The 26,879-nt window shown below is 43.7% G+C and carries 28 protein-coding genes; 7 read left to right on the top strand and 21 right to left on the bottom strand.

The window, feature by feature from the left end:
* Positions 1-9 precede the first annotated feature (9 nt).
* Together OCV52_RS07435 and OCV52_RS07430 are read right to left on the bottom strand one after the other, a co-directional pair.
* Positions 10-699: a pseudouridine synthase gene (locus OCV52_RS07435; RefSeq protein ID WP_137409026.1), complete on the bottom strand. Its 690-nt coding sequence runs from the start codon at positions 697-699 to the stop codon at positions 10-12.
* Positions 699-860 (bottom strand): hypothetical protein, encoded by a 162-nt coding sequence (locus OCV52_RS07430; protein WP_008224207.1) that lies wholly within the window; start codon positions 858-860, stop codon positions 699-701. Before OCV52_RS07430 ends, OCV52_RS07435 begins: the two co-directional genes overlap by 1 nt.
* A gap of 182 nt (positions 861-1,042) precedes the next feature.
* On the opposite strand from OCV52_RS07430, the gene OCV52_RS07425 reads away from it, so the two are divergent.
* Entirely contained in the window at positions 1,043-1,444 is a 402-nt protein-coding gene (locus tag OCV52_RS07425; protein ID WP_137409027.1) for a YkgJ family cysteine cluster protein, read from the top strand.
* 30 nt (positions 1,445-1,474) lie between these two features.
* On the opposite strand, the gene OCV52_RS07420 is transcribed toward OCV52_RS07425, so the two are convergent.
* From OCV52_RS07420 to OCV52_RS07360, 13 genes are all read right to left on the bottom strand, one after another.
* Positions 1,475-1,876, bottom strand: a complete 402-nt coding sequence (locus OCV52_RS07420; protein ID WP_137409028.1) for an NUDIX hydrolase — start codon at positions 1,874-1,876, stop codon at positions 1,475-1,477.
* A gap of 203 nt (positions 1,877-2,079) precedes the next feature.
* Entirely contained in the window at positions 2,080-2,460 is a 381-nt protein-coding gene (locus tag OCV52_RS07415; RefSeq protein WP_137409029.1) for a SpoIIAA family protein, read from the bottom strand.
* A gap of 108 nt (positions 2,461-2,568) precedes the next feature.
* Complete coding sequence (locus OCV52_RS07410; RefSeq protein WP_137409030.1) at positions 2,569-3,171, bottom strand: class I SAM-dependent methyltransferase; 603 nt, start codon at positions 3,169-3,171, stop codon at positions 2,569-2,571.
* A complete protein-coding gene (locus OCV52_RS07405) occupies positions 3,164-3,685 on the bottom strand; it encodes an HAD family hydrolase (RefSeq protein WP_137409040.1) in 522 nt (173 codons plus the stop codon). The genes OCV52_RS07410 and OCV52_RS07405 overlap by 8 nt, the downstream gene beginning before the upstream one ends.
* 42 nt (positions 3,686-3,727) lie before the next feature.
* Positions 3,728-4,228: a GNAT family N-acetyltransferase gene (locus OCV52_RS07400; RefSeq protein ID WP_137409031.1), complete on the bottom strand. Its 501-nt coding sequence runs from the start codon at positions 4,226-4,228 to the stop codon at positions 3,728-3,730.
* 39 nt (positions 4,229-4,267) lie between these two features.
* Positions 4,268-5,212, bottom strand: coding sequence for a D-2-hydroxyacid dehydrogenase family protein (locus OCV52_RS07395; RefSeq protein WP_137409032.1), 945 nt, complete (start codon positions 5,210-5,212; stop codon positions 4,268-4,270).
* A 97-nt stretch (positions 5,213-5,309) separates the two neighbouring features.
* A complete protein-coding gene (locus tag OCV52_RS07390) occupies positions 5,310-5,774 on the bottom strand; it encodes an ASCH domain-containing protein (protein WP_137409041.1) in 465 nt (154 codons plus the stop codon).
* Positions 5,775-5,997: 223 nt separating this feature from the next.
* Positions 5,998-7,053 carry a glycerophosphodiester phosphodiesterase gene (gene glpQ, locus OCV52_RS07385; RefSeq protein ID WP_137409033.1) on the bottom strand — a complete coding sequence of 352 codons (1,056 nt, stop codon included), beginning with the start codon at positions 7,051-7,053 and terminating at the stop codon, positions 5,998-6,000.
* 82 nt (positions 7,054-7,135) lie between these two features.
* Positions 7,136-8,506, bottom strand: coding sequence for a glycerol-3-phosphate transporter (gene glpT, locus OCV52_RS07380; RefSeq protein WP_137409034.1), 1,371 nt, complete (start codon positions 8,504-8,506; stop codon positions 7,136-7,138).
* Positions 8,507-8,950: 444 nt separating this feature from the next.
* The gene (locus OCV52_RS07375) at positions 8,951-9,205 is read right to left on the bottom strand and encodes a DUF3297 family protein (protein ID WP_004739610.1); all 255 of its coding nucleotides are present in this window, start codon (positions 9,203-9,205) and stop codon (positions 8,951-8,953) included.
* 193 nt (positions 9,206-9,398) lie between these two features.
* On the bottom strand, positions 9,399-9,866 hold the full coding sequence (locus tag OCV52_RS07370) for a GNAT family N-acetyltransferase (protein ID WP_137409035.1): 468 nt from the start codon (positions 9,864-9,866) through the stop codon (positions 9,399-9,401).
* A 77-nt stretch (positions 9,867-9,943) separates the two neighbouring features.
* A complete protein-coding gene (locus OCV52_RS07365; RefSeq protein ID WP_008223140.1) occupies positions 9,944-10,081 on the bottom strand; it encodes a hypothetical protein in 138 nt (45 codons plus the stop codon).
* A gap of 26 nt (positions 10,082-10,107) precedes the next feature.
* Complete coding sequence (locus OCV52_RS07360; protein ID WP_137409036.1) at positions 10,108-11,250, bottom strand: PcfJ domain-containing protein; 1,143 nt, start codon at positions 11,248-11,250, stop codon at positions 10,108-10,110.
* Between the two features lie 235 nt (positions 11,251-11,485).
* Here OCV52_RS07360 and OCV52_RS07355 point away from each other — a divergent pair, with 235 nt between their 5' ends.
* The 5 genes from OCV52_RS07355 to OCV52_RS07335 all read left to right on the top strand — a co-directional run bounded on the left by OCV52_RS07355 (position 11,486) and on the right by OCV52_RS07335 (position 16,926).
* Positions 11,486-11,908 carry a universal stress protein gene (locus tag OCV52_RS07355; protein WP_105025005.1) on the top strand — a complete coding sequence of 141 codons (423 nt, stop codon included), beginning with the start codon at positions 11,486-11,488 and terminating at the stop codon, positions 11,906-11,908.
* A 204-nt stretch (positions 11,909-12,112) separates the two neighbouring features.
* Positions 12,113-13,471, top strand: coding sequence for a DASH family cryptochrome (locus OCV52_RS07350; RefSeq protein ID WP_137409037.1), 1,359 nt, complete (start codon positions 12,113-12,115; stop codon positions 13,469-13,471).
* On the top strand, positions 13,468-15,027 hold the full coding sequence (locus OCV52_RS07345; protein ID WP_137409038.1) for a cryptochrome/photolyase family protein: 1,560 nt from the start codon (positions 13,468-13,470) through the stop codon (positions 15,025-15,027). The genes OCV52_RS07350 and OCV52_RS07345 overlap by 4 nt, the downstream gene beginning before the upstream one ends.
* Positions 15,027-15,767: an SDR family oxidoreductase gene (locus OCV52_RS07340; RefSeq protein ID WP_137409039.1), complete on the top strand. Its 741-nt coding sequence runs from the start codon at positions 15,027-15,029 to the stop codon at positions 15,765-15,767. Before OCV52_RS07345 ends, OCV52_RS07340 begins: the two co-directional genes overlap by 1 nt.
* A 133-nt stretch (positions 15,768-15,900) precedes the next feature.
* On the top strand, positions 15,901-16,926 hold the full coding sequence (locus OCV52_RS07335; RefSeq protein WP_137409202.1) for an IS110 family RNA-guided transposase: 1,026 nt from the start codon (positions 15,901-15,903) through the stop codon (positions 16,924-16,926).
* Between the two features lie 296 nt (positions 16,927-17,222).
* Here OCV52_RS07335 and OCV52_RS07330 read toward each other — a convergent pair whose 3' ends face one another.
* From OCV52_RS07330 to OCV52_RS07305, 6 genes are all read right to left on the bottom strand, one after another.
* Entirely contained in the window at positions 17,223-17,366 is a 144-nt protein-coding gene (locus OCV52_RS07330) for a DUF2256 domain-containing protein (protein ID WP_102425723.1), read from the bottom strand.
* A gap of 305 nt (positions 17,367-17,671) precedes the next feature.
* On the bottom strand, positions 17,672-21,388 hold the full coding sequence (locus OCV52_RS07325; protein WP_137408905.1) for an SbcC/MukB-like Walker B domain-containing protein: 3,717 nt from the start codon (positions 21,386-21,388) through the stop codon (positions 17,672-17,674).
* Positions 21,389-21,393: 5 nt separating this feature from the next.
* Positions 21,394-22,647: an exonuclease subunit SbcD gene (sbcD, locus tag OCV52_RS07320; protein WP_137408904.1), complete on the bottom strand. Its 1,254-nt coding sequence runs from the start codon at positions 22,645-22,647 to the stop codon at positions 21,394-21,396.
* A 187-nt stretch (positions 22,648-22,834) separates the two neighbouring features.
* Positions 22,835-23,413, bottom strand: coding sequence for a porin family protein (locus OCV52_RS07315; protein ID WP_137408903.1), 579 nt, complete (start codon positions 23,411-23,413; stop codon positions 22,835-22,837).
* 473 nt (positions 23,414-23,886) lie between these two features.
* On the bottom strand, positions 23,887-24,543 hold the full coding sequence (locus tag OCV52_RS07310; protein ID WP_137408902.1) for a glutathione S-transferase family protein: 657 nt from the start codon (positions 24,541-24,543) through the stop codon (positions 23,887-23,889).
* Positions 24,544-24,653: 110 nt separating this feature from the next.
* Complete coding sequence (locus OCV52_RS07305) at positions 24,654-25,250, bottom strand: LysE/ArgO family amino acid transporter (protein ID WP_137408901.1); 597 nt, start codon at positions 25,248-25,250, stop codon at positions 24,654-24,656.
* Between the two features lie 186 nt (positions 25,251-25,436).
* Here OCV52_RS07305 and OCV52_RS07300 point away from each other — a divergent pair, with 186 nt between their 5' ends.
* Positions 25,437-26,789 carry a sphingomyelin phosphodiesterase gene (locus OCV52_RS07300; RefSeq protein WP_137408900.1) on the top strand — a complete coding sequence of 451 codons (1,353 nt, stop codon included), beginning with the start codon at positions 25,437-25,439 and terminating at the stop codon, positions 26,787-26,789.
* Positions 26,790-26,879: the final 90 nt, after the last annotated feature.

Genomic DNA, 26,879 nt, shown 5'->3' with positions numbered 1-26,879 from the left:
TGTTTTAGGTTACTGGCCAAAGGAGTTAACTTCATCTTCAGTGAGGTAACGCCAGTGGCCTTCTTCAACATCTAAACGGACGTCGCCTATTTGCTCTCTATGTAGCCCAACCACTCGGTTACCAACAGCAGCAAACATTCGCTTAACTTGATGAAACTTACCCTCGGTGATGGTTAAGAGCACTTCTTTTGGGCTAATTACTTCTAGTTCTGCCGGGCGCGTAAGGTTCTTCTCACCTTGCAGCGGAACCCCTGCTTTAAACTTATCAGCGACATCGTCTTTAACATCTCGTGACAATGTCACGCGGTACACCTTTTTACACGACTTTGTGGGCAATGTGATGTTGAAAGACCAACGACCATCATCGGTGATTAACACTAATCCTGTGGTATCAGCATCTAAACGCCCTGCGATGTGCAGTTCAGACGCTTTATCTAACTCTAAATAATTGAAAAGAGATGGATACACTTCGTCGATATTGGAACAGATGGTGCCTGCTGGCTTGTGCATCAAGATATAACGAAACGCGCGTAGCGTTAATGCGTCGCCATTCAGCAAGATGGTATTACTTTCGTGTACTTGAGTGGATTCATCAAGCACGACTTCACTGTTTACACTAACCTCACCATGATGAATGCTTTTAATGGCTTGTGACTTAGTGAGGTCTGTGCTTTTACAAAGGTATTTATCAAGGCGCATTAATCGTCGGCACCACATTTAGCACAAGGCTTGTAAGTGCGCTCTCCTTGTTCAATCACCACATAGTCACGCACACAGTTTTCACATAACGCCAGTTTTGGATAAGCGTCTTTCTGTTTCTTTGCGTTAATGTCGCCTTCAGTGGTGTAGATCGTTCTCATTTGGAGCCTTTGTATTAATCACTTATGAAGCCAAATTGTATCACTGTTTATGGCAGTGCGTCGGTTCACTTTGCCAATGGTTGTTTGCGCCTCGCGCTATTTCTAAGCTCTGGACAACAAAATCAACGTGCCACGCGTATCAGTGATAACATTACAAGAGTTAGCTAACTAAGAAGCCAAGAATGAAAGATTGTAATCAATGCGGAAAATGCTGCATCAAATATGGAGATGGCGACCTCGCCGCGACTCAAGAAGAGATTGACTTGTGGGAACTGTTCAACCCAGACATCTTTGAATATGTTCGTGGTGGTGAGATTTGGTTTGATCCTCATTCTGGTGAGCGTTTAACTCGTTGCCCGTTTCTAGAACTCGTCCCCAATAAAGACACAAATGCTCAAGCAAAATACACCTGCAGTATTTACTTAGACCGCCCAGAAGATTGCCGACACTACCCTAGCCTAATCAATGAAATGGTGAGGGATGAGTGTGAGATGATTGAAGTGGTGGATCTGCAAGATACGAAAAAAGCTCAAAGAAGACTCGACCTTTTAATGAAAGGAAGTCGCCCTTCAAGCTTTTCATAATTGTGATCTTTTAAGGATTTTACCTAGTCGTTAAGACAAGTACTGATTCTCTTCTAACCAATCTAGCGCAACCAGTGCCGCCAATGAACATACTTCTCTGTCATTGCCATCGACAAACTTAAGCTCTTCGATTTCAGCGTCTGGTGATAATTCGCCCGTGTAGTCTGCAACGTAACAAGTCAATTGCACTGAAATACCTTCCGCTTTGCCATCAGCCTGGCCAGTAAACGTCTCAACGTATTTGAGTGAATCAGGCACTAAATCGACTGAAATCTCTTCTTTGATTTCACGAAGCAATGCTTGCTCATCACTTTCACCCGCTTCACGTTTTCCACCCGGTAAGTAAAACCGTTCTTTACCTTTTGATCTCACCATTAACAGCTTGCCATCTTGAATGAATACCCAAGCGAGCTTATCAATTACCTTATTCATGTTCTTAGACCTTGTTATTGTGCTTCTTATTCTAATTAAAGCGACGATATCGCATGGGCGGCATGTTACCTACAGCAGTCAGCATATTCTATTGAATTACATAAAAAATGATATTGGGAGTCGATGAATGACAGCCATCAATGCGGTTCGTTAAAGGTTAAAGCTTACCAATGGCTGTCATTTGAAATAATGATGTGACGAAACTAATCAACAAGCCACTCTATCGCAGAGTCGTGATCTTCGAATGACTTGATGTCACCAGACACAAACCAGCTTCCCACTTTAGATGCCAGTTCTTGCCAGCTTTGATCACCACAAATAGCGATTTTGTCTATCTTGGAGTTGAGTTCTAGCCCGAGTTTGAAATCATCCCACGCGGCGCGCAGTTCCCAGCCCGTTAATGTGGAGATATCGACAAGCATCTTCAGTGTGGACGAATCGATCTCTTTTATGGTGGTTTTTAAGATGGGAATCATTGCTTGATAGTCGTCGTGCGTTAATTTCCCTTTCGCTTTGAACACGATGATGGTTTCGCCGCTAACACGCTCAATTCCAACCGATATTCCATGACGTTCGATACTCATAACCTTGCCCCTCTATTAGAAATATAGGCTTAGCTTAGAGTATTAATTAGACAACAAATGAGAAGTTGCTTTCAAAATGAACGCACAGAAAATTTTAGTTGAACGTTACTAGGTTGGACGTCGCTTAATCGCCACAACAGAGTAAGTATGCCAATGCTTCATCTTGCCTAATGATGTAAGCGCTTGTTCGTCTCGCTCGTGAAAACGGATAACTTCGAACGCATCAAATAGACTCAGTACTTTTGCCTTTGTGAGAGGCGTTGTAGAGGTTCGATAACCATAAGCCCAACTATCATCTACCCCCATGAAATCACCTGCGAATACACCACCGATTTCAATGTTATTGATGATTCGTTGCCACGTTTCATCAAACTGATTCGGCTCTGCAAAAAATAGACTGGAATTAGCGGTCACTAGCCCGGCTTTGGGATAATCATAATCTTCAAATGCGCTTTGAGATATCTCGACCCAAGCTTTTTGACCGAACCTGTCTCTACATATCGATATTGAGTCAGGATTAACGTCGAAACCATAAACTTGATAACCTTGTTGCTCTAAAAACGCAATGTCACTTCCTGTACCACAGCCACAGTCGATCGCAACGTTTAAGCGTGACTCGTTAAGCTTCATAGCGAATTCTGTTCTTTTTGAATGAGGCTTATCTAAGGCTTTTTGATAATACTGGCGCCAAATCTCTGAATGATCATCCATTGTATAACTCCAGTAGTTCGGTCAGGTTTTGAACCTCAACGATAGGTAAGTTTGTATCTGTAATGGCGCCTTCGGTATTCAGCCAAACAGCCTGTAGGCCAGCTTCAAGCGCAGGGTAAATATCTTTTTCTAGGGTATCGCCAATCATGGTGATCTCTTGTGGCTTTATCCCGAGTTGCGAGATGATCGCAGGATAAAAGCCCGGTTCGTATTTAGATAAGCCAATACTCGCCTTACAGAAGTAGCCATCAATGTATTGGGACAAGCCAACTCGCTCAAACGCGTGGATTATGTCAGTTTTACTAGAATCGGCCGCATTGGTGGCAACATAGATGTTGTGATGCTTCGACAATTGAGCGAGTAAGGCTTGTGCCCCACTCACTTCTTGTACAGTTTCCCAGTCACACATTTTCCCTTGTGCATCTGGGAAGTCGATCATTAAGGTGTTGCCCCAATCAAATAAGACGGTTTTGGTCAGCTTGATTTGAGCCGTTGATTTTGTAGCTTTGGTCATCATGCCTCCTGCATCGATGATGTAGCGAATATTTCACCGTACTTATAAGAACTTCTCGATAAGAATCTCATCATAGTACTGGCCGCCAATCTTGGCGTGTTTCTTTGCTATTCCGACAGTTTCAAAGCCCTGTTTAAGGTAAACCGCTAATGCGCGTTCGTTACCAGCTAGAACATAAGCAAAAAGCTTTTCGTAGCCTTTGGTTTTTGCGACTTCGAACGTATGTTCAAATAACTGTTTTGCGACGCCTTGCCCACGGCTGTTTTCGTCAACATAAGTCCCAATAATACCGACATGATCAAAGGCTTTCGTATAAGAGGCAAACGGTTCTACGTTTTGAAAACCAAGCAATTGATTAGTCGTTTGATTAACAGCAACACTGAACACGCCACGTTCGGGAAACGACTCAATAAAACCTTTCTCTTCATCCAACGTAAACGTCTGATCTAAGATGGTATAACGCCCTTCGATGATGATTGGGTTTAATACATCGATAATACCCTGAGCATCATCTACTGTAACTTGTCTGATTGTTAAGCTCATACTTTCTCTACCTTTTTTTTCCTTGGGCAGATTCTAGCTCTATATACCACCTTTTTGATAGGACAGAATGTTATCAAAAGCGATATCAAAGTAGAGTTCGTAACTATTTTGTTCAACGTAGCCCAAATGCGGCGTTGCAGTCACATTTGGTAGAGATAGCAGAGGTTCGTTATCTGGTGTCGCAGGTTCAATATCAAACACATCTATTGCTGCTCTTTTGCTTGGTACCTTAGTGAGTTCGTTAAGCAAGGCTTCTGGTTCGACTAACTCCGCTCGGCTGATATTCACGAATAGCGAGTCAGGTTTCATTACGCTGAGGTCACTGGCAGTAACACAGCCTTTAGTAACACTGTTTAAACGAAGGTGTAATGAGAGTAAGTCAACACTCTCGAAAAATGCCGGCTTGGTTGCTGCCACCTCAAAACCATCGGCATGTGCTTGGTCTCGCGAATTCTGGCTACCCCACACCATGACATCCATCCCGAACGCTTTGGCGTATTGCGCGATGCAGCGCCCGATTTTTCCATAGCCCCAAATGCCAAGCTTTAAGCCCCTCAGCGTTCTACCTAAACCAAGTACGCCTGAATCTTGCCATTGGTTATGTTTAAGGTTTGAAGCGTAAGTAGGAATGTGACGAGATGCCGCCATAATCAATGCCCAACAGAGCTCAGAGGGCGCGACAGGTGAACCTCGTCCTTCTAGCACTTTCACACCGAAACGTTCACACAGTTGTGGATCGATGTGATTACTGACTTTTCCGGTTTGGCTGATCACTTTTAGATTTGGCAGTTTAGATAGCAGCGACTCCGTGATTTCGGTACGCTCGCGAATGAGCACAAGCGCCTCAAAGTCGTACAGCTTCAACACTAGTTCATTTTCTGGATAGGTCTCGGTGAACACGGTGACGTCATGTTGTTCTAACTTACGATAACACTCGAGGCTTTTTACTGCATTTTGATAATCATCCAATATCGCAATTTTCACTACACACTCCTTGTTCAATTGCTTTGCCGTTTTTGAGCTTTTAATGCCACGGGTCAAGATTCATTTAACTTGTGACACTCTGTATAGATCAAACCAATTATTGATGGACGACTTTGAAACGCTCAAGCACCAACATCATGTCTTCACTTGGTGTGATCTTTAATTCTTCACACTCACGAGAAAAAAAGTTCCAGTGGGCTTCTCGCCACCATTCCAACGTTTTGTCACCCTCGCCTTCAGCGGCAGCAAACTCAGCCGTCACCTGGTTATATCGGCACAATGACACCGAGGTAAGTTCAACAATACAGACAGGCTCACCGTGCCAATCAGTGACCACCTGTAAATGTCCAACAACGGGCATGGTTTCGCCTTCATGGCTATACCAATATTCCATGCTGCATGAGGCTTGTTTTTCACCTTTCAGTATCAGCTGCGCGCATAGATTGGCGTTGTATTCATCCGCACAGTAATAGTCGGCACTGAATGAGGTGTATTTTTTGGCAACTTCAGCCGGCAGTGAATTGAGATAACTATCTAGATAGGCTTTGCTTCTTTCTTCCATGATGTGTCCATTTTCAATATTCGCTTCAGCCAGAAGCGCTACATATTGAGCAACTGACTGCATTGCGCGTAACCTATCAAGGAGTACAAACGGTGTAAACCAAGTAATAATGAAAGTGTGTTGAGATAGTAGATTTAATGCGAGATTGTTAGACCAAAAAAAGAGCTAAAAACACCTTCAGGCAGTGCTTTTAACTCTTTGTATTTTGTTTTGGATTAACCAATTAACGGTTTAAGAAGTCTACCGCTTTATCTGGGAAGTCGGTAAACACACCGTCGACTTTCACTTGGTTATAAAACACATCCAACATCCCATCGAAGTTATCGACATAACCTGGAATTCGGCCTGGATCAACTCGGAATGTGTATGGGTGAACATCTAAGCCTGCGTCTTTCGCTGATTTCATCAACGGCTTTATGATGATGTTGTCTTTGGTTGATGCATCGTCCACCAGCATAGGTTTCCAAGGGCCAATACCGTCAGCATAAGTCGCCACTTTTGCCATACCGCCTTTCTCGAACATCCAATCGTAACTATAAGGTGTTGCTACATCGCCTTTGTAAGTCATGGTTTCATTCCAGTCCGTATAAGCCATTAGCTGAACCAGCTTGAGGTCCATTTCCATCGCAGGCATGAGTTCGTCGTTTATACGTTTTAGTTCGTTCGCATCGAAACACTGCAAGTAGACCTTATCGTCTTTAGATAGGTAACCATATTGATGCAAGGTAGCCAGTACCGCTTTAGAAATGTCTTTCCCTTCATGACGGTGGAACCAAGGTGCTTTGATTTCTGGGTAGATACCAACGTCATAACCAAGGGTCTTATTCAAGCCTTGGATCATTTCGATTTCTTCTGCAAACGTTGGTACTCGGAAATCAGACTGCCACATTGGGAAGCGTGTTGGGTAACCTGCGACTTTGTTCCCTTGCTCATCGAGCTTAAAGCCTTCTGTCACTCTTAATGATTTAATCTCAGCGAGCGTAAAGTCTATCGCGTAGAAGCGCCCATCTTCACGCGCACGGTCAGGAAAGCGCTCAGCAACATCGGTAACGCGATCTAGATAATGATCGTGAAGTACGACAAGTTGGTCGTCTTTGGTCATCACAACATCTTGTTCGATGTAGTCCGGCTTCATTGCATAAGCAAGAGCCTTAGCAGGCAGAGTGTGTTCAGGTAAATAACCCGATGCGCCTCGGTGAGCAATAACCAAAGGATCGGCAAAGGCGTTAGCCGATAAGCTTAGAGCCAATAGAGTCAGGGACAGTGACGTTGTTTTCATTGTTCTATTCCTTGATATAATAGAGGCAGGTTATCCCTGCCTCGTTTAATTATTAGTATGATGCTGTTGAGTTAAAGAATGATTAAGCTATTGCCTCTTTCTCTCGCTCAAGGCTTTTCTCTTCATGGTGCTTACGCTCACCGACAAACGCGTACAGCAGACAGATGATTGAAGCAACACAAGCACCCACCAAGATAGTGAAACCACCATCCCATCCGTAATGGTCAACCATGAAGCCAAGCACTGCGTTTGCTGCAACTGCGCCACCTAAGTAACCAAATAGACCTGTTAGACCTGCCGCTGTACCCGCAGCTTTCTTAGGTGCAAGTTCAAGTGCGTATAGACCAATTAGCATTACTGGGCCATAGATTAGGAAACCAATCGCAATCAGTGCCAGCATATCAATAGTTGGGTTACCTGCCGGGTTAAACCAGTAAACTAGAACGGCGATAGTCACCAATACCATGAACAAGATACCTGCTGGAGCACGGCGGCCCTTGAATAGCTTATCTGAAATCCAACCACACAATAGCGTGCCAGGAATACCTGCCCACTCATACAAGAAGTAAGCCCAAGAAGATTTATCTACAGAGAAGTCTTTCGCTTCTTTTAGGTAAACAGGAGCCCAGTCCAGTACGCCATAACGAATTAGGTAAACGAACGCGTTTGCAATCGCGATAGACCACAACAGTTTGTTATTGAATACGTACTTAAAGAAGATCTCTTTCGCTGTCATCTCAGTTTCGTGAGATTTGTCGTAGTCATCTGGGTAGTCGTTTTTGTGCTCTTCAATCGGCGGTAGACCACAAGATTGAGGGGTATCTCTTACTGTGAACCAAATGAAAATAGCAACGAGAGTGGCAAAAAATGCAGGAACATAAAAAGCGGTTCGCCAATCGTCGTTAAAAGCCCACAGACCCAATAAGAACATTGGACCAATCAAGCCACCACCCACGTTGTGAGCCACGTTCCATACCGACACGATCTCACCACGCTCTTTACGTGACCACCAGTGCACCATGGTTCGCCCACACGCTGGCCAACCCATACCTTGGAACCAACCGTTTAAGAATAGAAGAATAAACATTGCGGTGATGCTGCCGGTTGCCCAAGGCATGAAACCAAAGCAGAACATAACCAGTGCCGACATTAACAAGCCACCACTGAGGAAATAACGAGGGTTAGAACGGTCAGAAACGCTACCCATTAAGAATTTAGATAAACCGTAAGCAATAGATACGGCTGCTAATGCCACACCCAGCTCACCACGGCTGAAACCCTGTTCAATCAAGTAAGGCATTGCCAAACTGAAGTTTTTACGGACTAGGTAGTAACCCGCATAGCCAACAAAAATACCGATGAACAGTTGCCATCGTAATCGTGTGTAAGTGCTATCGATCTTATCTGATGACAAGCGATCGATATGCGCCATAGGTTTGAATATTCCAAACATAGGAACCTCATATTATTGGGCGAAGGAAATATAAAATGCTCGAACGAAAAAATATACGCTCATTCGAAAACAAGAGGGATTGTATGTGCTTCAGGGATAATTTCTGTGATGCATATAGCTATTAACAATAAAATTGTTTAAATACAGCAAATTAGTTTCATTTAATTAGATCACGCTTCATATTTTTGACGATTCGTTTACTATTCAACCAATTGTAAATCGAGCAAGCACTAGCCAGAAGTGAGCAATCGAGCGTTAAGCAAGCACAGTACGTCGTATTATTGTCCTTGCGGCATATTGAATACTGCGTTTTACGATGGCGACAAGACAACTTTCTATTTCTCGAAAGCATATTTAGGACGGTACAAAGACAAAAAGGGCCTAGATTTCTCTAGACCCTTCTATAAACAGTATTCCGCAGCTGATTTCAGCTACAACCATCTATTATTCTTCGATGTAGTAAGCTTCTACAGTGCCTTTAAGAGTAATAAGCATTGGCTGACCGAAGCGATCAAGTGCTTTAGGAGAAGGAATCTTCACCCAACCTTCGCTGATGCAGTATTCTTCAACATCAGTACGCTCTTTACCATTTAGACGGATACCGATTGGGTATTCGAAACACTCAGCCACGTGGTGTGGGCTGCGTGGGTTGCCTGCAAGATGATCTGGTAAAGCTGGTCTTGAATTAGTATCGCTCATGTTCATTACCTGTATGTACGTAAATAAAAAAAGTGCGTCATTCTAGTCAATATAGGCTTTGTGCTCAACAACTGCCGTAATAAATCGTATTGATAGCTTTAATCAGCGTCTAGTTGTTTGATTTATTGGCGATATTTGCCCTATTTCTTACATAAAACTAAACACTTTTAACATCTTAAGCCGATACCTTCACTCAAAAAGAAACGCACATCACATGATGGTCTGGGTCGGTATCAATATTGACGCTCGACCAACCGAGAGATAGATACAAGGACGGTATATTTGTATAGGCGTAAAGCTTAGACGCAGAGTGTTCTGCGGTTTTAGATTGGTAGAAGGCTGGCATTTGTTCAACCGCTCGCTTAATCAATTCACTCGCAATGCCTTGGCCTCGCCATTTCTCATCAACATAAACAGCGTTAATCCAGACGACATCCCTTACTTGATGAGGTTCTTGAAAATGGGAGTACGCTAAACCACCGATAACAACATTTTCGCGAATGACCACAATAACTGGCGGAAGATGAGCATTGGTTGGGACCGATTGTTCCGGATAGGCTGATTTAAACTCAAAGTTCGCCCATTCACTTTGAAAAAGACGTTCGAGATCTTGCCAATGTGGAGAGTGCTGGACACATTGTCTAAAAACGACTTTTTGCATTTAAACTTCCTTTTTCAATACGAACGATATAAATGAGATCCACTGAGTGAAACAACTCACTCAAAATCAGTATTACGCTACTCTTCTTCCTCATAATGATCATAGTCTGCGTCTTGATTAATCTCTTCTCCACAACCTAAGCATTCCGCTTGTAAGTCCGTGGGCATCGCAATAATCAAACCACAGTGTGGGCATAAATCGCCTTGTTGATACATATAGCTTCCCTTCTACTTTACCCAGTCTATTTTACCCACTTTTGATTAGGGTACGTTTGCTTGCTCTCTTCCAACCAATCGTGAATCACTTGGCGAGCTGCCTCAGTCGGTGGCGCGTTTCTTTTTCCACAGATTTGGTCAATCTCAAACGGAAACGCTTTATTTGGAACACGACGTAAACCTATGGTTAGGCGCTGAGGTTTCATCATTCGAAACACAACATAGCGGTCACTCATAATGCGATTATGATACACGCCAATACAGTGCTTTTGTTCGATGCCCTCTTTCTCAAGATCAAAGTAATCCGTAATTGGGTGAATGTTTTCATTCCCAAGCAAAGGGACCGGATAAGGGATATCAATGTCCATAGGGCGACTGCCTTCTAAACGTCGCATTTGACGCTGCTCAGTCCAATGGTCGTGGAGTTGTTCGAACATTGCGAACGAGTTCTGACTGGTTATTGAACGTAAAGGATCATCAATTTCTAAATCCTGCCCTAACAATATCGCATCTTGGAACATGGCCATCTTCGACGGAGAGTTGAGTCTACCCTCTTCAACCATTGCAATGCCCAATCGACTGCCAGTTAAAAATGGGTGTACCTGGTCCAAACGCAGTGCCGTGTAGCCAACCTTTGAGTAGTGCTTAAATTTAAGAACACCTCTTTGCAGGGGCTCTAGAATTCGCACGATATGGTCGAGTTCATCGCCAACGTTGTAGTTCAGCTCAAGCTTATCGATAAATTTTAGCGTCGCTTTGCTGCTGTCTAAACCAAGCTTAGCCAGGATCTTCTTTTGCCCTAAACGACTCAGCTCCAGAGCTTTCTGGTTATCAACACTGTATTTCATGCAAATCAGCGCCAAGATCACTGGCCGTAATTCCAACAGTTGTGCCGCTTCATAAGTGTTCGCCGCCAACCACAACATTTGGTACTGGTATTCTGGAAAGTTGTCTGTGATTTCACGGTAACGTGCAGGCAGAGTTTCTAACCATTGCCCGTTAACATCAAATTGCTCTATGAGATTAAGGCTTAACCCAATACCACCATCGAGTGGACGTCGTCCGTCTTCAAACACATGGAAGCCAACCAATTTTTGTGACCAATCACGAATCTCGATATCGTAATCAAAGCCAAGTGTTCGGGTGGGAATGGTGAGTAATGCTGTCATTGATGCCTCTTCATTGGTGGCGCATTGATCTTTCAAGCCTATATAACAGCATAAGCTAGCGCCTCATCCACTATATCAACCTTTTGTAAATTTCTTATCAATCAAAGCGCTATATACAGGATAGCCTTTATAAGATCTTTGAATGATGATTTTCCTTAATATGAGACCTCTTCGATATCATTTGCGCCAACAAAAACTATGCTTGTTACATAACCCACAACAAAGGGCTTAAATTATGGAATACCGACATATTCTAGTCGCCGTTGAATTGTCTGACGACACCAAAGTACTGATTGATAGAGCGACTTTCTTCGCGGATAAACTCGATGCGGGTATTTCGTTTGTCTACATCGATGGTACGCATGGAGAAATCTACCCCGAGCTAGTTGATATTCAAGCAAATGACGGGGATTTACCCATCAATCAAGATGCCGTTAACCACTTGAAGGAGTTCGAGGCTTACGCAAAGCACCCTATTAAGCATATTTTTGTAGGTACGGGCGATTTGAACGATAAGCTCAAGAACACGATCTCAGAAAATAACGTTGACCTATTAATGTGCGGCCATCACCATGATTTTTGGCATAAGCTTATCTCCCACTCGAAACAGATAATCGACACCTCTCCGATTGATATCTTGGTCGTTCCGATGGAATAGCAGCTTTCTGTTAAACGGTTAAAACGTTCAGCATTGCCAACCTCTATCGGTATTATTGGTTGGCATATTTCGGTTGGCCGAATACCCTTCTGTACTCGTCCCTTTTTCGCTGGCTACGTACTACCGATTTCCCTACATCATTTGTGATCTTGTTAGCGTATCAACTCGTAAGCGTCTAATAATTAACAATTCACGAGTGTAATCATGAAAAAGATTGGTCTCTATCTTTTTACAAATGACTTAAGAATAAACGACAACACACTACTGCACCGGGCGTCTCAGCTCGTCGATGAGCTACTATGCGTCGCGGTCGAACCAAGGCTTTCTACCTACTCTGTTCGACTTTCACAAGAACAGGAAAACGGGGCGCATCGTCACCTCTTCATTAAGCAAGCTATAGATGATTTAGCCTTGAGTTTGGCGCGTCTTGGACAACGCCTTTTTGTGTTAGAGCGAAATACGAGTGAGGACTTAGTTCAACTCGTCAAATCTCAGCAAGTGACACACTTTTTTGCCAGTTCGCATTGTGCCCATGACGAGCGACAGTTAGTAATTGATACGCTAACGCAGTGCCCTGGTTTATTCATCTCTCAACAACATCACACGACTTTGTTTGAGAGTGATGCGTTCCCCTTCGAACTTACTAAGCTACCTCGTTCGTTCACTAAGTTCCGTCTTCAAGTTGAATATTTAGAGATTGAGATAGAAGAGAGTGTAATAACTTCCCTTCCACCAGCGCCACAAACCGCTACCGAGTGTTATAGAAAGCCGATACTTGAATCGGAAGCCTCAGATGCAGGTGATTACGTAGGCGGCGAAACGGCAGGGTTAATCCACTTAGAAAACTACTTTTCAAATGACTATGCTGGTACCTACAAACAGACTCGAAACGCATTAGATGGCATCGAAAACTCTACTAAGTTTTCGCCATGGCTAGCATTAGGGTGTGTATCGCCAAAAACTATTTACCGTCACTTAAAGCACTTCGAAGCGCATCGTGGCGCGAACGATTCTACCTACTGGATTTATTTTGAGTTGTTGTGGCGTGAGTATTTCTACTGGAAGTGTTTAACGCTGGGGACATCGCTGTTTGGTCGAGAATCTAGTGATCTGCCAAATGAACATTCGCTCGACACCACTTCGGGATCAAGCTTCGTCAAGTGGAAAAGCGGCAACACCAACTACCCAATTGTTGATGCCTGCATGCGCCAGCTTAACGCAACGGGTTATATGTCTAACAGAGGCAGACAGCTGGTCGCGAGCTGCTTGATTCATGAGCTCGGTATTGATTGGCGCCACGGCGCCGCCTACTTCGAAAGCCAACTCATTGATTACGATGTCGCGTCGAATTGGGGTAATTGGGCTTATATCGCCGGAGCTTTAAATTCACAGGCTGCGCAAAACGCCAACAAACAAAATGCAGCCAATCAATCACAATCTAAATCCCGTCATTTCGATCTTGTTAAGCAGACAGAAATGTATGACCCAGAGCACGCCTTTATCAACAAGTGGCACCGGGAAGACGAGACATCAGCGTCAATTCGATATCAGGACGTAATATGAAATACAAAACTGTACGCCTAATTTTAGGTGACCAGCTCAATATAGAGCACTCTTGGTTTGATCATGTTAGTGATGACGTAATCTACATCATCGCCGAACTTAAGCAGGAAACCGACTATGTTGCCTCGCACATCCAAAAAGTGGCGGCGTTCTTTTCTGCAATGGGTTATTTCGCTGAAGAACTAACACAACGTGGGCACCAAGTGTTGCATTTAACCTTGGATGATACGGCACAGTTTAAAGATCTCGACGCCGTTCTTCAGCACTACACAAACGAGTTTAACGCCGAGAAATTTGAATACCAGAGACCAGACGAATATCGTCTATTAGAACAACTTAACAAGCTCAAATTACCTAACACTGTCAAAGGGAGCTGCGACTCCGAGCACTTCATGTTTCCTTTTTCCGAAATCGAGGAACAGTTCCCGAAGGATAAACACATCATGATGGAGCACTTCTATCGTCGAATGAGGAAGCGTTTCGACATTCTCTTAGACGACGGAAAGCCAGTCGGCGGTAAATGGAACTATGATGCAAACAACCGTAAGAAACTCAAGAAACAGGACATCGAAAACCTGCCACAACCCTTGATGTTTGCCAACGATATCTCATCCATCCTAGAGCGCATCGAACGACATCAAGTAGTAACTATGGGGCAAGTTAGCGACCAATTGCTTTGGCCTGTGAATCGAGCGCAAAGTTTGTCTTTGCTCGCTCACTTCTGCCAAGTTTGTCTGCCGCTATTTGGCCACTTTCAAGACGCAATGACCGTGGAACACGACTCAAAATGGAGCTTGTATCACAGCCGACTCTCGTTCTCGTTAAACAGCAAGCTTCTTAGCCCTAGCGAAGTTATTGATGCAGCTCTTTCAGCTTATCACGCATCCTCTAAGCAAGGTGCGCCCTCTATCGATATAGCACAGGTCGAAGGGTTTATTCGTCAGATATTGGGTTGGCGTGAATACATACGGGCGGTGTATTGGGCGAACATGCCGGCTTACGCTACCAAGAACCACTACTCAGCAGACCGAGCGTTGCCGCATTACTTTTGGGATGGCCACACTAAGATGAATTGCATGAAGCACGCGATTGATCAGTCTCTAGAGTATGCTTATGCCCACCATATTCAAAGGCTCATGGTAACGGGCAACTTTTGCTTAATCACAGGCATTGCACCAGACCAAGTCGACAGTTGGTACCTCGGCATTTACGTTGATGCAATTGAATGGGTTGAAATGCCAAATACGCGAGGTATGGCACTGTTTGCGGATGGCGGGATCATAGGAACCAAACCATACTCTGCCAGCGGTTCGTACATTAATCGCATGAGTGACTACTGCAAAGGCTGTCATTACAAGATTAAAGAGCGCACTGGTGAAAGTTCATGCCCGTTCAACAGTTTGTATTGGCGCTTTATGGATCAACACCGCGATGCCTTAAACCGAAACCCTCGCATGGGAATGCTTTATCGTTCTTGGGACAACATGGATGAACAAGAACAGCAAGCGATACTAGATACCGCAGAACAACGACTAACTAATTTGGAGAACTTATAATGGTGGAGCAACTCAGATTACATATATTGGTTATTGGTGGTAGTGGCGGCATTGGCCTCGCCGTAGTTAAACACCTACTCTCTGAGCTGTCTCGCTTTGATTTTCTCGATATTCGTGTTGCAGCGACTTACCATTCTAAAAAGCCTGAGGTTGATGACAAACGCCTGACTTGGCACCAGGTTGACGTGACTCAAGAATCCGATATTGCCTCATTACGATCTCAATTTGAACAACTCGATTGGCTGATTAACTGCGTTGGGATGTTACATACTCCAGAACTTGGGCCTGAAAAGAATCTTTCGTCCATCGACCCAGAGTTCTTCCTCAAAAACATGTCTGTGAATACCCTACCAAGCTTGTTGCTCGCTAAGCATTTTACTCCTCTTCTCAAAGCAAGCGACAACCCCAAGTTTGCGGTGGTTTCCGCCAAGGTTGGCAGTATTACAGATAATCGATTAGGTGGCTGGTATAGCTATCGTTCATCAAAAGCAGCCCTCAACATGTTCATTAAAACCATGTCGATTGAATGGGGTCGCACCATTAAGAAAGGCACCATATTAGCGCTGCACCCAGGGACGACCGATACTGCGTTGTCGAAACCCTTTCAAGCAAATGTACCGGAAGGTAAGCTATTTGATTCGGCTTACGTGGCACATCAACTCGTCGACATTATTCGCACCGCCACACCAGAGCAAAGCGGACATTTTTACGCGTATAACGGGGAACAGTTACCTTGGTAAAGTAGAAGTACAAGTTTGGGAATATCAGAACATCACTGAGATTCCCTATCACGCTCAATGGTATGGACTCCCCACCTCAACTGACAGCGTCAGCTAAAGTTACAGGTGCGAACCAAAAACAGGAGCCCATACCATGAATAAATTTAACACAATCTCGATTGATTTAGCCAAATCCGTCTTTCAAGTCGCGGTATTTAACCGCCATGGCAAGCGTAAGTTGAACCAAGCTATGTCTAAAAAGAAAATGCTAACGGTCATCAGCCAACACCCTGACGCAACCATTTGCATAGAGGCCTGTGCAGCATCTCATTATTGGGGACGAACGTTTCAAAGCCGTGGTCATACCGTCAAAATGATACCTCCCCAAAAAGTGAAGCCGTATCGCAGTGGTAATAAGAACGATGCTAATGATGCTATCGCGATTTACGAAGCTTCCTTACGCTCCGATATTCATGCTGTACCTGTAAAAACACCGGAGCAGCAAGATATCGCAATGCTGCTGAGTTTAAGACAAAGCTATATAAAACAACGCACGGCAGTAAGTCTACGTATCCGTGGCTATGCAGCGGAATGTGGCATTACCTTCCCACAAGGAGCCAATAAACTGCGAGAACTACTCCCTTTCGTTATCGAAGATATGGAGAATGAATTAACACCGACAACTCGATTCGTTCTCCGAGAATTACATGCTCAGCTACTAAATCTTGATGAGCCTATCGAGAGAGTTGAATCGCAACTTATAGACTTTGCAAAGCAAATACCCGCTTGCCAGTTATTAATCACTTTACGAGGTGTACGTTGGGTGATTGCAAGTGCCATTTTTTCCCGTCTGGGTGACGCTTCGGCCTATAGAAATGGTCGAGGAGCTAGTGCGAGCTTAGGTTTAGTTCCGGCTCATACTGGCAGTGGTGGTAAGAACAAAAACCACGGAATAAGTAAATCAGGTGATAAAACCTTACGCTCTCTTGTCGTTCATGGAGCAAGAGCGGTGGTAGCGAATATCCGAGATAAAGAAGATCGCTTAAGTTGCTGGATACGAAACTTATTAGAAAGAAAGTCGTTTAACCAAGTGGTTGTCGCCCTTGCGAACAAAACGATCAGAATGGCTTGTGCCATGCTGAAAAGCAATCAATCTTATAATGAGACGTTAATCGCTTAACAGTTGATTTTATAAGGTTAAGGGAGACATCAATCCCCCCATGTAAGCAAGTAAATTATGGTAAAGAGTAAGCATAGCAAGCAAAAGAAACTCTGAGAGGGACGAAGGTGATAATACACCACACGCTCGATAAGAACTTTTGCTGAGTGGATTAAGCCATAGAGGTTCGGGGTAGCTCCCCATAAAGAAACCGAATATACGTGCAATTGCATACCTTTACTCGTTTCCTTGCAATACTAGGGGAGTCCATATACGACCCTCGCTGTAGAAAATAACGAAGATTGCGCTAACAAAATCTAACCCTGTTTAGGTTTATTACGTCGACAACGCTCGGAACAGTACACCACTTCATCCCAACAGCGCTCCCACTTCTTGCGCCATGCGAATGGCTTTTGACACACAGGGCATGTCTTTGTCGGGAGGTGCGGCTTTTTGTGCATGAATGTTCCTTGTGTTTTGGCCTATCAATTGAAGTTCTAACAAAAAGATGCCCTATTAAGCTCGTTCATCGCTACAGGGAATGGTGATAGTTGTGATACCCAAGCTAACTTACCCAACTTCAAATAATGGTCGGAACTCTCTATCGTCCGACCATCTCTTCCAGCACTGGTATACAAATCAGAGCCCCATTCCGTCATCCCCAAGAAGGAGGAACGACTGAGTTGGGGATCTGCTTTTGTTGAAGCTGAAACCATTTCAACTCAACACGCTGGGCTTTTGATGCCAGACGACCAATCTCGAGATATTAAGCAACCACTTTGTACTGCTTTTCCATCTCGCTAACGCCAAGGCCTGCGTGCTTGGTTACTTTCAACTGAACAGGCACACGCTCTTTCAAAGCTTCAACGTGGCTAATGACACCGATCATTTTGCCTGATGCATTCAAGTTATCGAGTGCGTTCAATGCGATGTCTAGCGTGTCACTATCAAGCGTGCCAAAGCCTTCATCTAAGAACAGAGAATCAATACTAGTTTTATAACTAACAAGATCAGAAAGCGCTAATGCCAACGCCAAACTCACCAGGAAGCTTTCACCACCAGACAGAGTTTTGGTATCGCGCATTACGTCGCCCTGCCAAGTGTCTAGTACCTGTAGCTCTAAGCCATCGTCGGCTTTGCGTTTTAATTCATATCGACCATGCAAACGCTGTAATTGCTTGTTTGCTAAATACACTAAGTTTTCCAGTGTTAAGCCTTGGGCAAATTTGCGGAACTTGTCACCGTTCTTAGAACCAATCAGCGAATTCAAACGAGAAATATCATCAAACTCGACTTGTTGTTCGGAGATCTGCTTAAACAAATCTTGCTGGTTACTTCGATTCTGACTGTCTGTTTCAAGGTTGGCAGAAATTGCGCCAATTTTGCTCGCATGACTTTGCTGAGCTTCTTGGCACTCAGCCGTTGCCTGCTCCACTAACTGTTGATCTTGTTCTTGCCATGTTTGCGCATTTTCGTGGTTTTGTAGCTCCACTTGCGCGGCTTTTGCCGTATTCAGCCTTGCTTGTGCACTGACAATTGCTTCATCCAGAGACTTCTTAAGGTTTTGTAATTGAGTTCGCAACTCCTCATCAAGCAGTGCCGCTTCAAAATCAACTTCCTCTTCAAACGGGCTCGCATGCAAAGCTTCAAACCAAACATTCTTCGCTTGCGTGAGGCTTGTTTGCTTCGCGGTTAACTCATCAGAAAAACCTGTATGTTTGGTTTGTTCGGTTCGATGTTCCAGTTCACAGCGATTGAGAACCAGCTGAGCCGCGTCAAATGTTGTGACTGCATCTGTTACCTTTTGCTTCATTGCTTGACTTGCGACTTGAATGTCTTGCTCACCAAACAACTGTGCTCTTTCACCGCTAATACGAGCTAACTCCGCTGTTAGCAATTCGCTTTCTTTGCTTAACGTGTCCAGTTCTTTCTGCGCACTGCTTAGCTTGTCATCCCGTGTTTTTTGCTCAGCACATTCGGTAATCAAACGCTTCTCTAGTTCAGACTGTTGCTGTTTGGTTTGCAGCCATGTGTTTGAGGCTTGCAGTTTTTCAGCAAACCAAGCATCAATGTACTCAAGTTCAGGTGCCTCAATTGAGGTTTCCACAATGCTCTCTTTGAGTGAGTGCCATTGTTGCTCTTTGGCTTGCGTGGTTTGAGCCGCTTGCTCATTCGCGACTTGGTTTTGCTTATTGAGGTCGTTGAAGCGCTCCTCCGCTAACACAAGATTAGTTTGCGCTTTATCAGCCGTAACACTCGCTGATAAACGTTGTTTTTCCGCCTCAGCATAGCTGTTTTTAGCATCCACTAAGACTTTCAGCTGCTGCTGGGTTTGATTTACGTGAAGCTCACATTGCTCTACGAAAGCCGTCACCGCCATCTCTTTCCCCAAGTCAGTCACAGAAAGCAGTGTTAACTCCAGCGTCACATTAGGAAAGTCAGACAAACTCTGTTGAAGCTTACCTATTACAGATTGCCAATTAAGTTGAGCTTGCTGGATATCCGCTTGTGCTCGTTGAATATGATCGCTTAGTGCTGTGATCATAGGAGCAAGAGAATCCAACTGTTGGCGATGCTCTTGACCATCTTTCTTAATGACCGCTAACTCATCTTTTTCTCGCTCTTGCTGAGCAATCAAGTTCGCAATATCTTGTGACTGCTCAACCGTATGTTCAGTAGAACCACACAGCGGACATTCAGAGCCAGATTCCAATTTCGCACGGTACTTAGCTAACTCTCCCTCTTGCGCAATTAACAAGGTTAAGCGCTCAAGTGATGTCTCTTTCTCTTTGTATCTTTCTACCAGTACTTCACGCTCTTTCGATAGCTTGTCAGCTTGCTGAACGTTAGTTTGATGGGCTTGTGTCTTAACTGTGAGCTGTTGCTGTGCGTTTAAAAAGTCACGATTGATTTCAAACAATGAGTGGGTGTTGCGATTCCAAAGCTCCAACAACTCTTTTTGAGCAAGTAATACTGTTTCACTGGTGTTCGCGTTTAGCGCTTCCCATTGCTGCTTGGTATTGTTCTCGGCCAGCACCAATTCAGCCAGAGCTTGATCTTGCGATGCTTTGGTTTGCTGTGCGTTTTTAATCACAGCTTGTTGAGCTTCTAGCGCCGTATAGGTTTGCTTCGCTAGGTTGAGTTGTTGCGAATGCTGAGATTCTAACGTACGCACTTGCTCAACTTTGGCTTGCCACTGACCTAAGTGCTTTTCGAGGTGTTGGTCCGCCTGATGCGCCTCTAGATAGCCAGCACTTAGCTTTTCTTGCTGTTTCAACTCGTCAATCTGTTGCACCAACATAAGCTGTTGATTACGTTGCTGTGCGTGTTGTTCATTCAACGTATTTGCGGCGTTAACCGCCGAGGTTTGCTTGTCTTTGAGTACCGATATTTGGTTGTCCAGTGGGCGGACTTGCTCAATGATCTTTTCTTGATCCTGTTGCTCGGCTTTCACTTTTTCAACCGATTCGCTACTTTGAGTCAGCTTGGCTTGGGCGTCTAACTTCTCGGCCTCCCGCACTGTGAGCAACTTAGTACTGTTATCTAGGTTAATTTTCGTAAGATTGAGCTCATGCTCGCAGCGTTTTAGGTCTTTGTGCAACGGTCGCAATTTCTCAGCAGGTTCGCTGTTTGCCAAACGAACCAAGGATGATTGGTTTTGCTCTAAATCACCTTGCGCTGTTTTTAAATCCTGTTCACTGGTCGCAATAGTATGCTGCGCTTTGGTGACGTCTTTCCACCAGCTAAGGTGAGCTTGCCACTCTTTTAATTGTTCAGCTAAACGTTTCTGTTCAATTTCTAAGGTGTCACGCTCTGTTGTCAGCTCTTGAATCTGCTCATCAGACAGTAAACTCACACCCTCAGCTTTCGCTTTCAGGTGGTTGAGTGATTGTTCACTCGACTTAAAGTGATCATAAATACGCTCTGATATTAGGCTGTAGACCTCGGTACCGGTTAACTCTTCTAGAAGCTCGGCTCGGTCATTTGCGTTGGCATTTAAGAAGGCGGCAAATTCGCCTTGAGACAGCATGATCGACTTAGTAAAGCGAGAGAAGTCCAAACCAGTCACCTGCTCAACCAACTTAGTCTTCTTGGTTAGCATGGTCTCTAAGACTTTGTCGGTATCTGCATCAGCAAATTCACATGTTGGTGTTTGCAGTGCACCATCGTGCTTGCCGCGAGCTCGCTTTTGGTGGAAGTTAGAACGGTAAATTTTGCCCTGTACTTCAAATTCAAGTTCAGCGAAACACTCACCTGTACCGCGAGTCATCAGCTCGTTATTGCCTTTAGCTATGCTTTTCAAACGAGGCGTGCGGTGGAATAGCGCTAAACAAATTGCATCCAGAATAGTCGTTTTACCCGCACCTGTTGGGCCCGTGATTGCAAACAGGCCGTTTTCTGCAAACGGTGATTGGGTGAAATCGAGCTTCCAACGCCCTTTCAAAGAGTTAAGGTTTTCAAATTCTAGGCTTAAAATCTTCATACTCGTTACTCTTCTACTTTGTTTGTTGCTTGAGCGCTTTCAGACACTTCGACCATGACCTGCTTAAACTTCACCGTCATTCGTTCTAAGCGTGCTTTTTCAGACTCAGTTTCGAACTCTTCTAAGGCAATACGCTTGGTAAACACATCCATTGGGCTAAGTTCAGACAGGGTTTCTGCTGATTCTTGCTCCAACGCTTGGTTACGACGCTCTCTTGCGCGGCGCAGTTGCAATACTTCCACGTTCAAGCCTTCAGTCAATGCACGCATACGCTCTTGTAGATCAGATAGGTAATCTTGAGCCTGCACCTCTATCGACAACCAAACACTTTGTTCACCATCCAAACCAATGTATTGGTTCAGTTGAGACTCTATCTCGCTCAAATCGCCTTTGATTTCAGCAAGCGGTTGGAATGTCGGGACAACCAATTGAGAAATGGTTCGTTCGCCTTCAGAAAACTCAACCACGCACACCTGCTTTTGAGATTTAAGCTCATCAAAGCTAAGTGGGATTGGAGAGCCGGAATAACGAATGTATTCACGTTTAGCCACTACTTGTGGGCGGTGAATATGACCAAGAGCAATGTAGTCGGCATCAGGGAAACCGTCCGCAGCAAAGCCATCTAGGTTACCAACGTAAATATCACGTACAGAATCTGACTGTTGAACGCCCATTGCAGTAAGGTGTCCCGTAGCGATGATTGGCATGTGCTCATGGTTTTCATAGGTAGAGCGCTTAGCGACCGCTGCTTCATAAACACTTTGGTAGTGCTGCTTGATTGCATCGCCAAGCTGTTTTTGACGCTCAACACCAGTTACACCGGCTTGACTGGTCAGCACATCGCGAGGACGAATAAACGGAATGGCACACACAAGCGCTTCTACATCACCGGCTTTACCCTTGAGTTCAACAACCTGAGTCGCATGTTCTTCGTTGGTATTTGGGATGACGTCAGCGCCCATGTATTTGAGCAGCTGTTGGGTCTCTTTCAGGACCGAAACGGAATCGTGGTTTCCGCCTAGCAGTACCAATTGGCAGCCGATCATGTTCGAATCGACAACAAACTTGTTATACATCTCACGAGCGTAACTTGGTGGCGTACTGGTATCGAAAATGTCACCAGCAACGATGATCGCATCGATGTCATGTTCAGTAACTTGCTCAAGTAACCATTGTAAGAAACGTTCATGTTCATTCTTACGGCTTTTATTGTAGAAGTTTTGGCCAAGGTGCCAATCGGACGTGTGAAGAATCTTCATTGCTGCTCACTGGAAGTCGGTAATACCTATAATCTACCAAAATCGCTCATACAATTCCCTTTTATAAGCTTGTGAAAAGCAACTAATTTTACGCATGAACGCGTCATAGGCTATAGCTACAAAAAAGCCGCTCATAATCAGAGCGGCTTTCGTATCAACTATAAACAATTTCAGGTCTCAACATGCGTCAGAAATTGTAAGAAGCACCCAGTGTTACTGTGCTAAATGCTACATCTCGGCTGCTTAGACGTACTTTATTACCGTTAATATAAGCGAAGTTTTCAACGTTCACGGCATCAGCTTGTGAGATCAGACGAAGTGTTAGGTTCTCTACTGGCGTGTATTCAACACCAACACCGAAGTGGAAGCCTGCGCCGGAGTCATCACCATAGAAAGCACTGTTGCTTGAGTTCAAATCTACGTAGCTTAAACCCGCTAGTACAAATGGACGGATTGAGTTATCGAAAGTGTAACCAACATTCGCAGCTACTGAGAGAGACGTTGGTGAAAGCTTCTTTTGACCAAATAACTCATAATCAGCGTAGTCCGTGTAGCCTAGTTCGATACCGACAATACGGTTGAAGTGATAACCGCCGTAAAGGTTGTAACCCATGCCGTCAGAATCTAAATTAGCGCCACCGTCCGTGTCTGAATCTTGATATACACCAAGGCCAGCACCAATGTATGGACCACCCTCAATACCAGCAGCAAATGTAGGAAGTGAAACCAAGCCAACTAGGCCTAATAGAAATGTTGATTTAAGCATGAAAATACCCTTTTTAGTTTGTTCCACAGTACCGTTCATCAACTATTAATAGGTTTCCGACACTATTCCAACGGTTGCGATACTGTTTAAATAAATTATTCAAGCGACTCCTAACAAACAATAAAACACTGTTCATTTGCGGAGTGATTGGGAAATTATCACGACAACTTTCATTCACCAAGCGAATAGTTCATAAATTTTATAGAGTCTTATTTATGAGACAAAATAGAGCAAAAGCATAAAGATGAGTAAGAATCGCAGTATCAGCATTAAATAAATAGCTATAAAACAGTCAGTTATAGAACAATCAATCATATAGAGTGGTTGGTATATTCTAGCTATTACTTAATACTCCCCTTTTTGGAAAACAAAAAAGCTCACGCTATTGATTAATAGAGTGAGCTTTAATTTATCCTTTCAAACCTTTCAGAGCGAGGTACCATTAAAGTATATTTAAAATAGTGAATGTAATATTAATGAGCTTCAGCAAGGCTTGCCAAATAGGTATTCGTTAAATAGAAGCCACTAAACTTTTCTACAAAATCTTGAGGTACCGTTTTCTCCGTTAAGCCCGACTTAATCAAAGCGCTCTGCCATGCTTGCACTTTAGGAAAACCTTCTAACATATCAAAACCTGAACGTTCTTTTATCACCGATGCACGGTGTAATAGTGGCAGCCAAGCAATATCGACATTTGAAATGTAATTACCTTTAAAGAATTGAGTATCGCCTAATTTATTTTCAGCTTTAAGAAACGCTTTTTGAAGGTTTGCCAAGCGCGTATCAAACGTATCTTTGTCTTTACTGCCCATCGTTCCGCATTGTGGCATGTAATGTTTGCTCGCTTGATAAGACCAAGCTCGATCCAGTGCTTTTTGCTCGGCCGTTACTTCTTCAATAGGCGCGTATTTATCGTCAAGGTATTCAACAATCGCATCAGATTCAAATAATACGGTGTCATCTTCCGTCACTAGCACAGGCACTTGTCCATTTGGGGAAATATCCAAAAACCACAGTGGCTTGTTGTTAAGCTCAATGTATTCGATTTCAAACGGCACTTTTTTCATAACTAGAGCCCCCATTACACGTTGAAAAAATGGGCAGTTTTTAAAGTTAATCAGTTTAATCATTGTTGACTCCGTATCAGGTCATTAATTTGTATTTACATCCCTAAGACGAGCGTCATCAACAAAAGACGAAGTCTAATTCTATTTTTCTAAAAATTAAGAAATGCAGCCACTTAAACGATTAAAGAAATTACTATAGATGCCATTATTACACCCACAACAAGTTCCAATACCTTCCAGGCTCGCGGGTTCTTAAACATCGGAGCCAAGAAACGCGCACCAAAGCCAAGAGAAAAGAAGAACACAAAAGAAGCCGATACCGCTCCAGATCCAAATAACAACTGATTAGGTTGATATTGAGTAGAAATGGAACCTAATAACACCAAGGTGTCCAAATAGACGTGTGGGTTTAGCCAAGTAAACGCTACGCACATGGCTATCGCTTTGGTTAACGAGTCTTTGGTTTCAGCACTTGCTTCTAGCGCATGATTTTCAGTAAATGCAGAGCGGAAACTTAAAAATGAATACACACCCAAAAACATTACTCCACCATAACGAGCAATCTGTTCGATTTGAGGAAACTGCTTAACAACAGCCCCGAAGCCTGTGACGCCCAAACTAATCAGCAATGCATCAGAGACAGCACACACCGTACAAATTACCAAAACATGTTGGTTCTTTAGGCCTTGCTTTAGTACAAAAGCATTTTGCGAACCTATCGCAAGGATCAGCGAAAGTCCGAGGGAGAAACCAGCAAAATAAGTCGTCATTAAATGTACTTCGAAATAGGTTGGATAATCATAAGTTACTATAAAATGGTGTAACTTTTCATAATTTTTACAATATGATCACATATCCGTTACACAACACAAAACCAACACAATCAAATTGCAACCACATGCATATGAGGGCTACTTTCTGACTTCGATTTTAGGAATGTAATCAAAGGAAGAAACATGATTAAAAAGGTATGTTTAACACTGATACTTTGGGCAATAGCGAGCCAAGCACTCGCAACATCGCTTTATTATATAAACCGCACTGACAAACCCATATTGATAAACCTTTCAGTAGACTCCAGTGCGCCTGTCAGTAATGGTTACCAATACAGGTTAACAGGAAATGACTTAGTAATTTGGCCCTATCAAAAAGCTAAAGTGGCTGATTTTAATCGATATTATGGAATTGTGAATGGCGCTACATATGATTACTTTCTGACAATATCACGATTGACTGATGAGGGAACATGGGAAGTCAAACCGCAAGAACCCGTCGCTCAACTTAAGTTGGTTGGTCATAGTTCAGGTACTACGCTGTCTTATGGGTATAAAGGTCAAGGCATGATGACCGACTACAACCCGTACATTCTTCATCGATATAATCAAGATGGATATCACTCTGAGTTCGGCGTTAAAGCGGTATACACATCGGGTTTTGACGACGTTGAATTTGTGGTGTCTGAGCATACGATCAATGACACTGAATATGAGCCAAACATTCTCAACGTCGCATCATACAATTTATGGTTGCTTCCTTCTGTGTCTTCCAATATTGCAGACCGTGCAAGCATCATGAGCCATAGCCTTTCTGGGTTTGATGTACTCGCCCTGCAAGAAGCTTTTTCGATCGATAGAGAAATTTTGTTCAACAAGTTAGCGGATGAATTTCCTTACAGAACCGAGGTTGTTGGTGGTAACAGTAATGCACTGTACGATGGCGGTGTGGTGACATTTAGCCGACATCCAATCATCGAAACCGATAGTATCGTTTTCGAACACTGTACAGGCACTGACTGCTACGCGGATAAAGGCGTTGTATATACCAAGATTAATAAGGATGGCGAGATATACCACATTTTCAATACACACCTTGCCTCTTTCAACACACCTTCAGCCAAGCGTCTAAGACGCCTACAACTCGGCCTAATGCGAACCTTTATGTTGACTAAAGGCATCCCTTCCAATGAAGCGGTTATCTACGCCGGAGACTTCAATATCGACAAAAATAGTGACTTCATGGAATATCTTCTGATGTTGGCGACATTGGATGTTGATCCGCCAGAGTTCAGGGGCTACACCCGAGCAACTTTTGATCCGACCATCAACCCATACGCCGCGAACAAATATTCGGGTGGTGATGATGTCGAGTATCTAGATTACGTTTTTGTCAGTAGAGTGCATAGGCAAGCAATCAGTAACACAAATACGGTGAAGCTCAACCAAAGACTAAACTCAGAAACTTGGGGAAGTTGGCATTTATCCGACCATTTTGCTATTGATGCTAACTTTGTATTTAATCCAAATGACTAACCTTCTAAAACAACCTTAAGGTTGAACTGACAAACACACTTAGGATGCTCGTTCTGTTCCTTCAATAAGAAGATCGAGCTCCTTACCCCC

This window comes from Vibrio chagasii (assembly GCF_024347355.1).
GTDB classification, from domain to species: domain Bacteria; phylum Pseudomonadota; class Gammaproteobacteria; order Enterobacterales; family Vibrionaceae; genus Vibrio; species Vibrio chagasii.
This window is presented reverse-complemented; position numbering and strand designations above follow the sequence as displayed.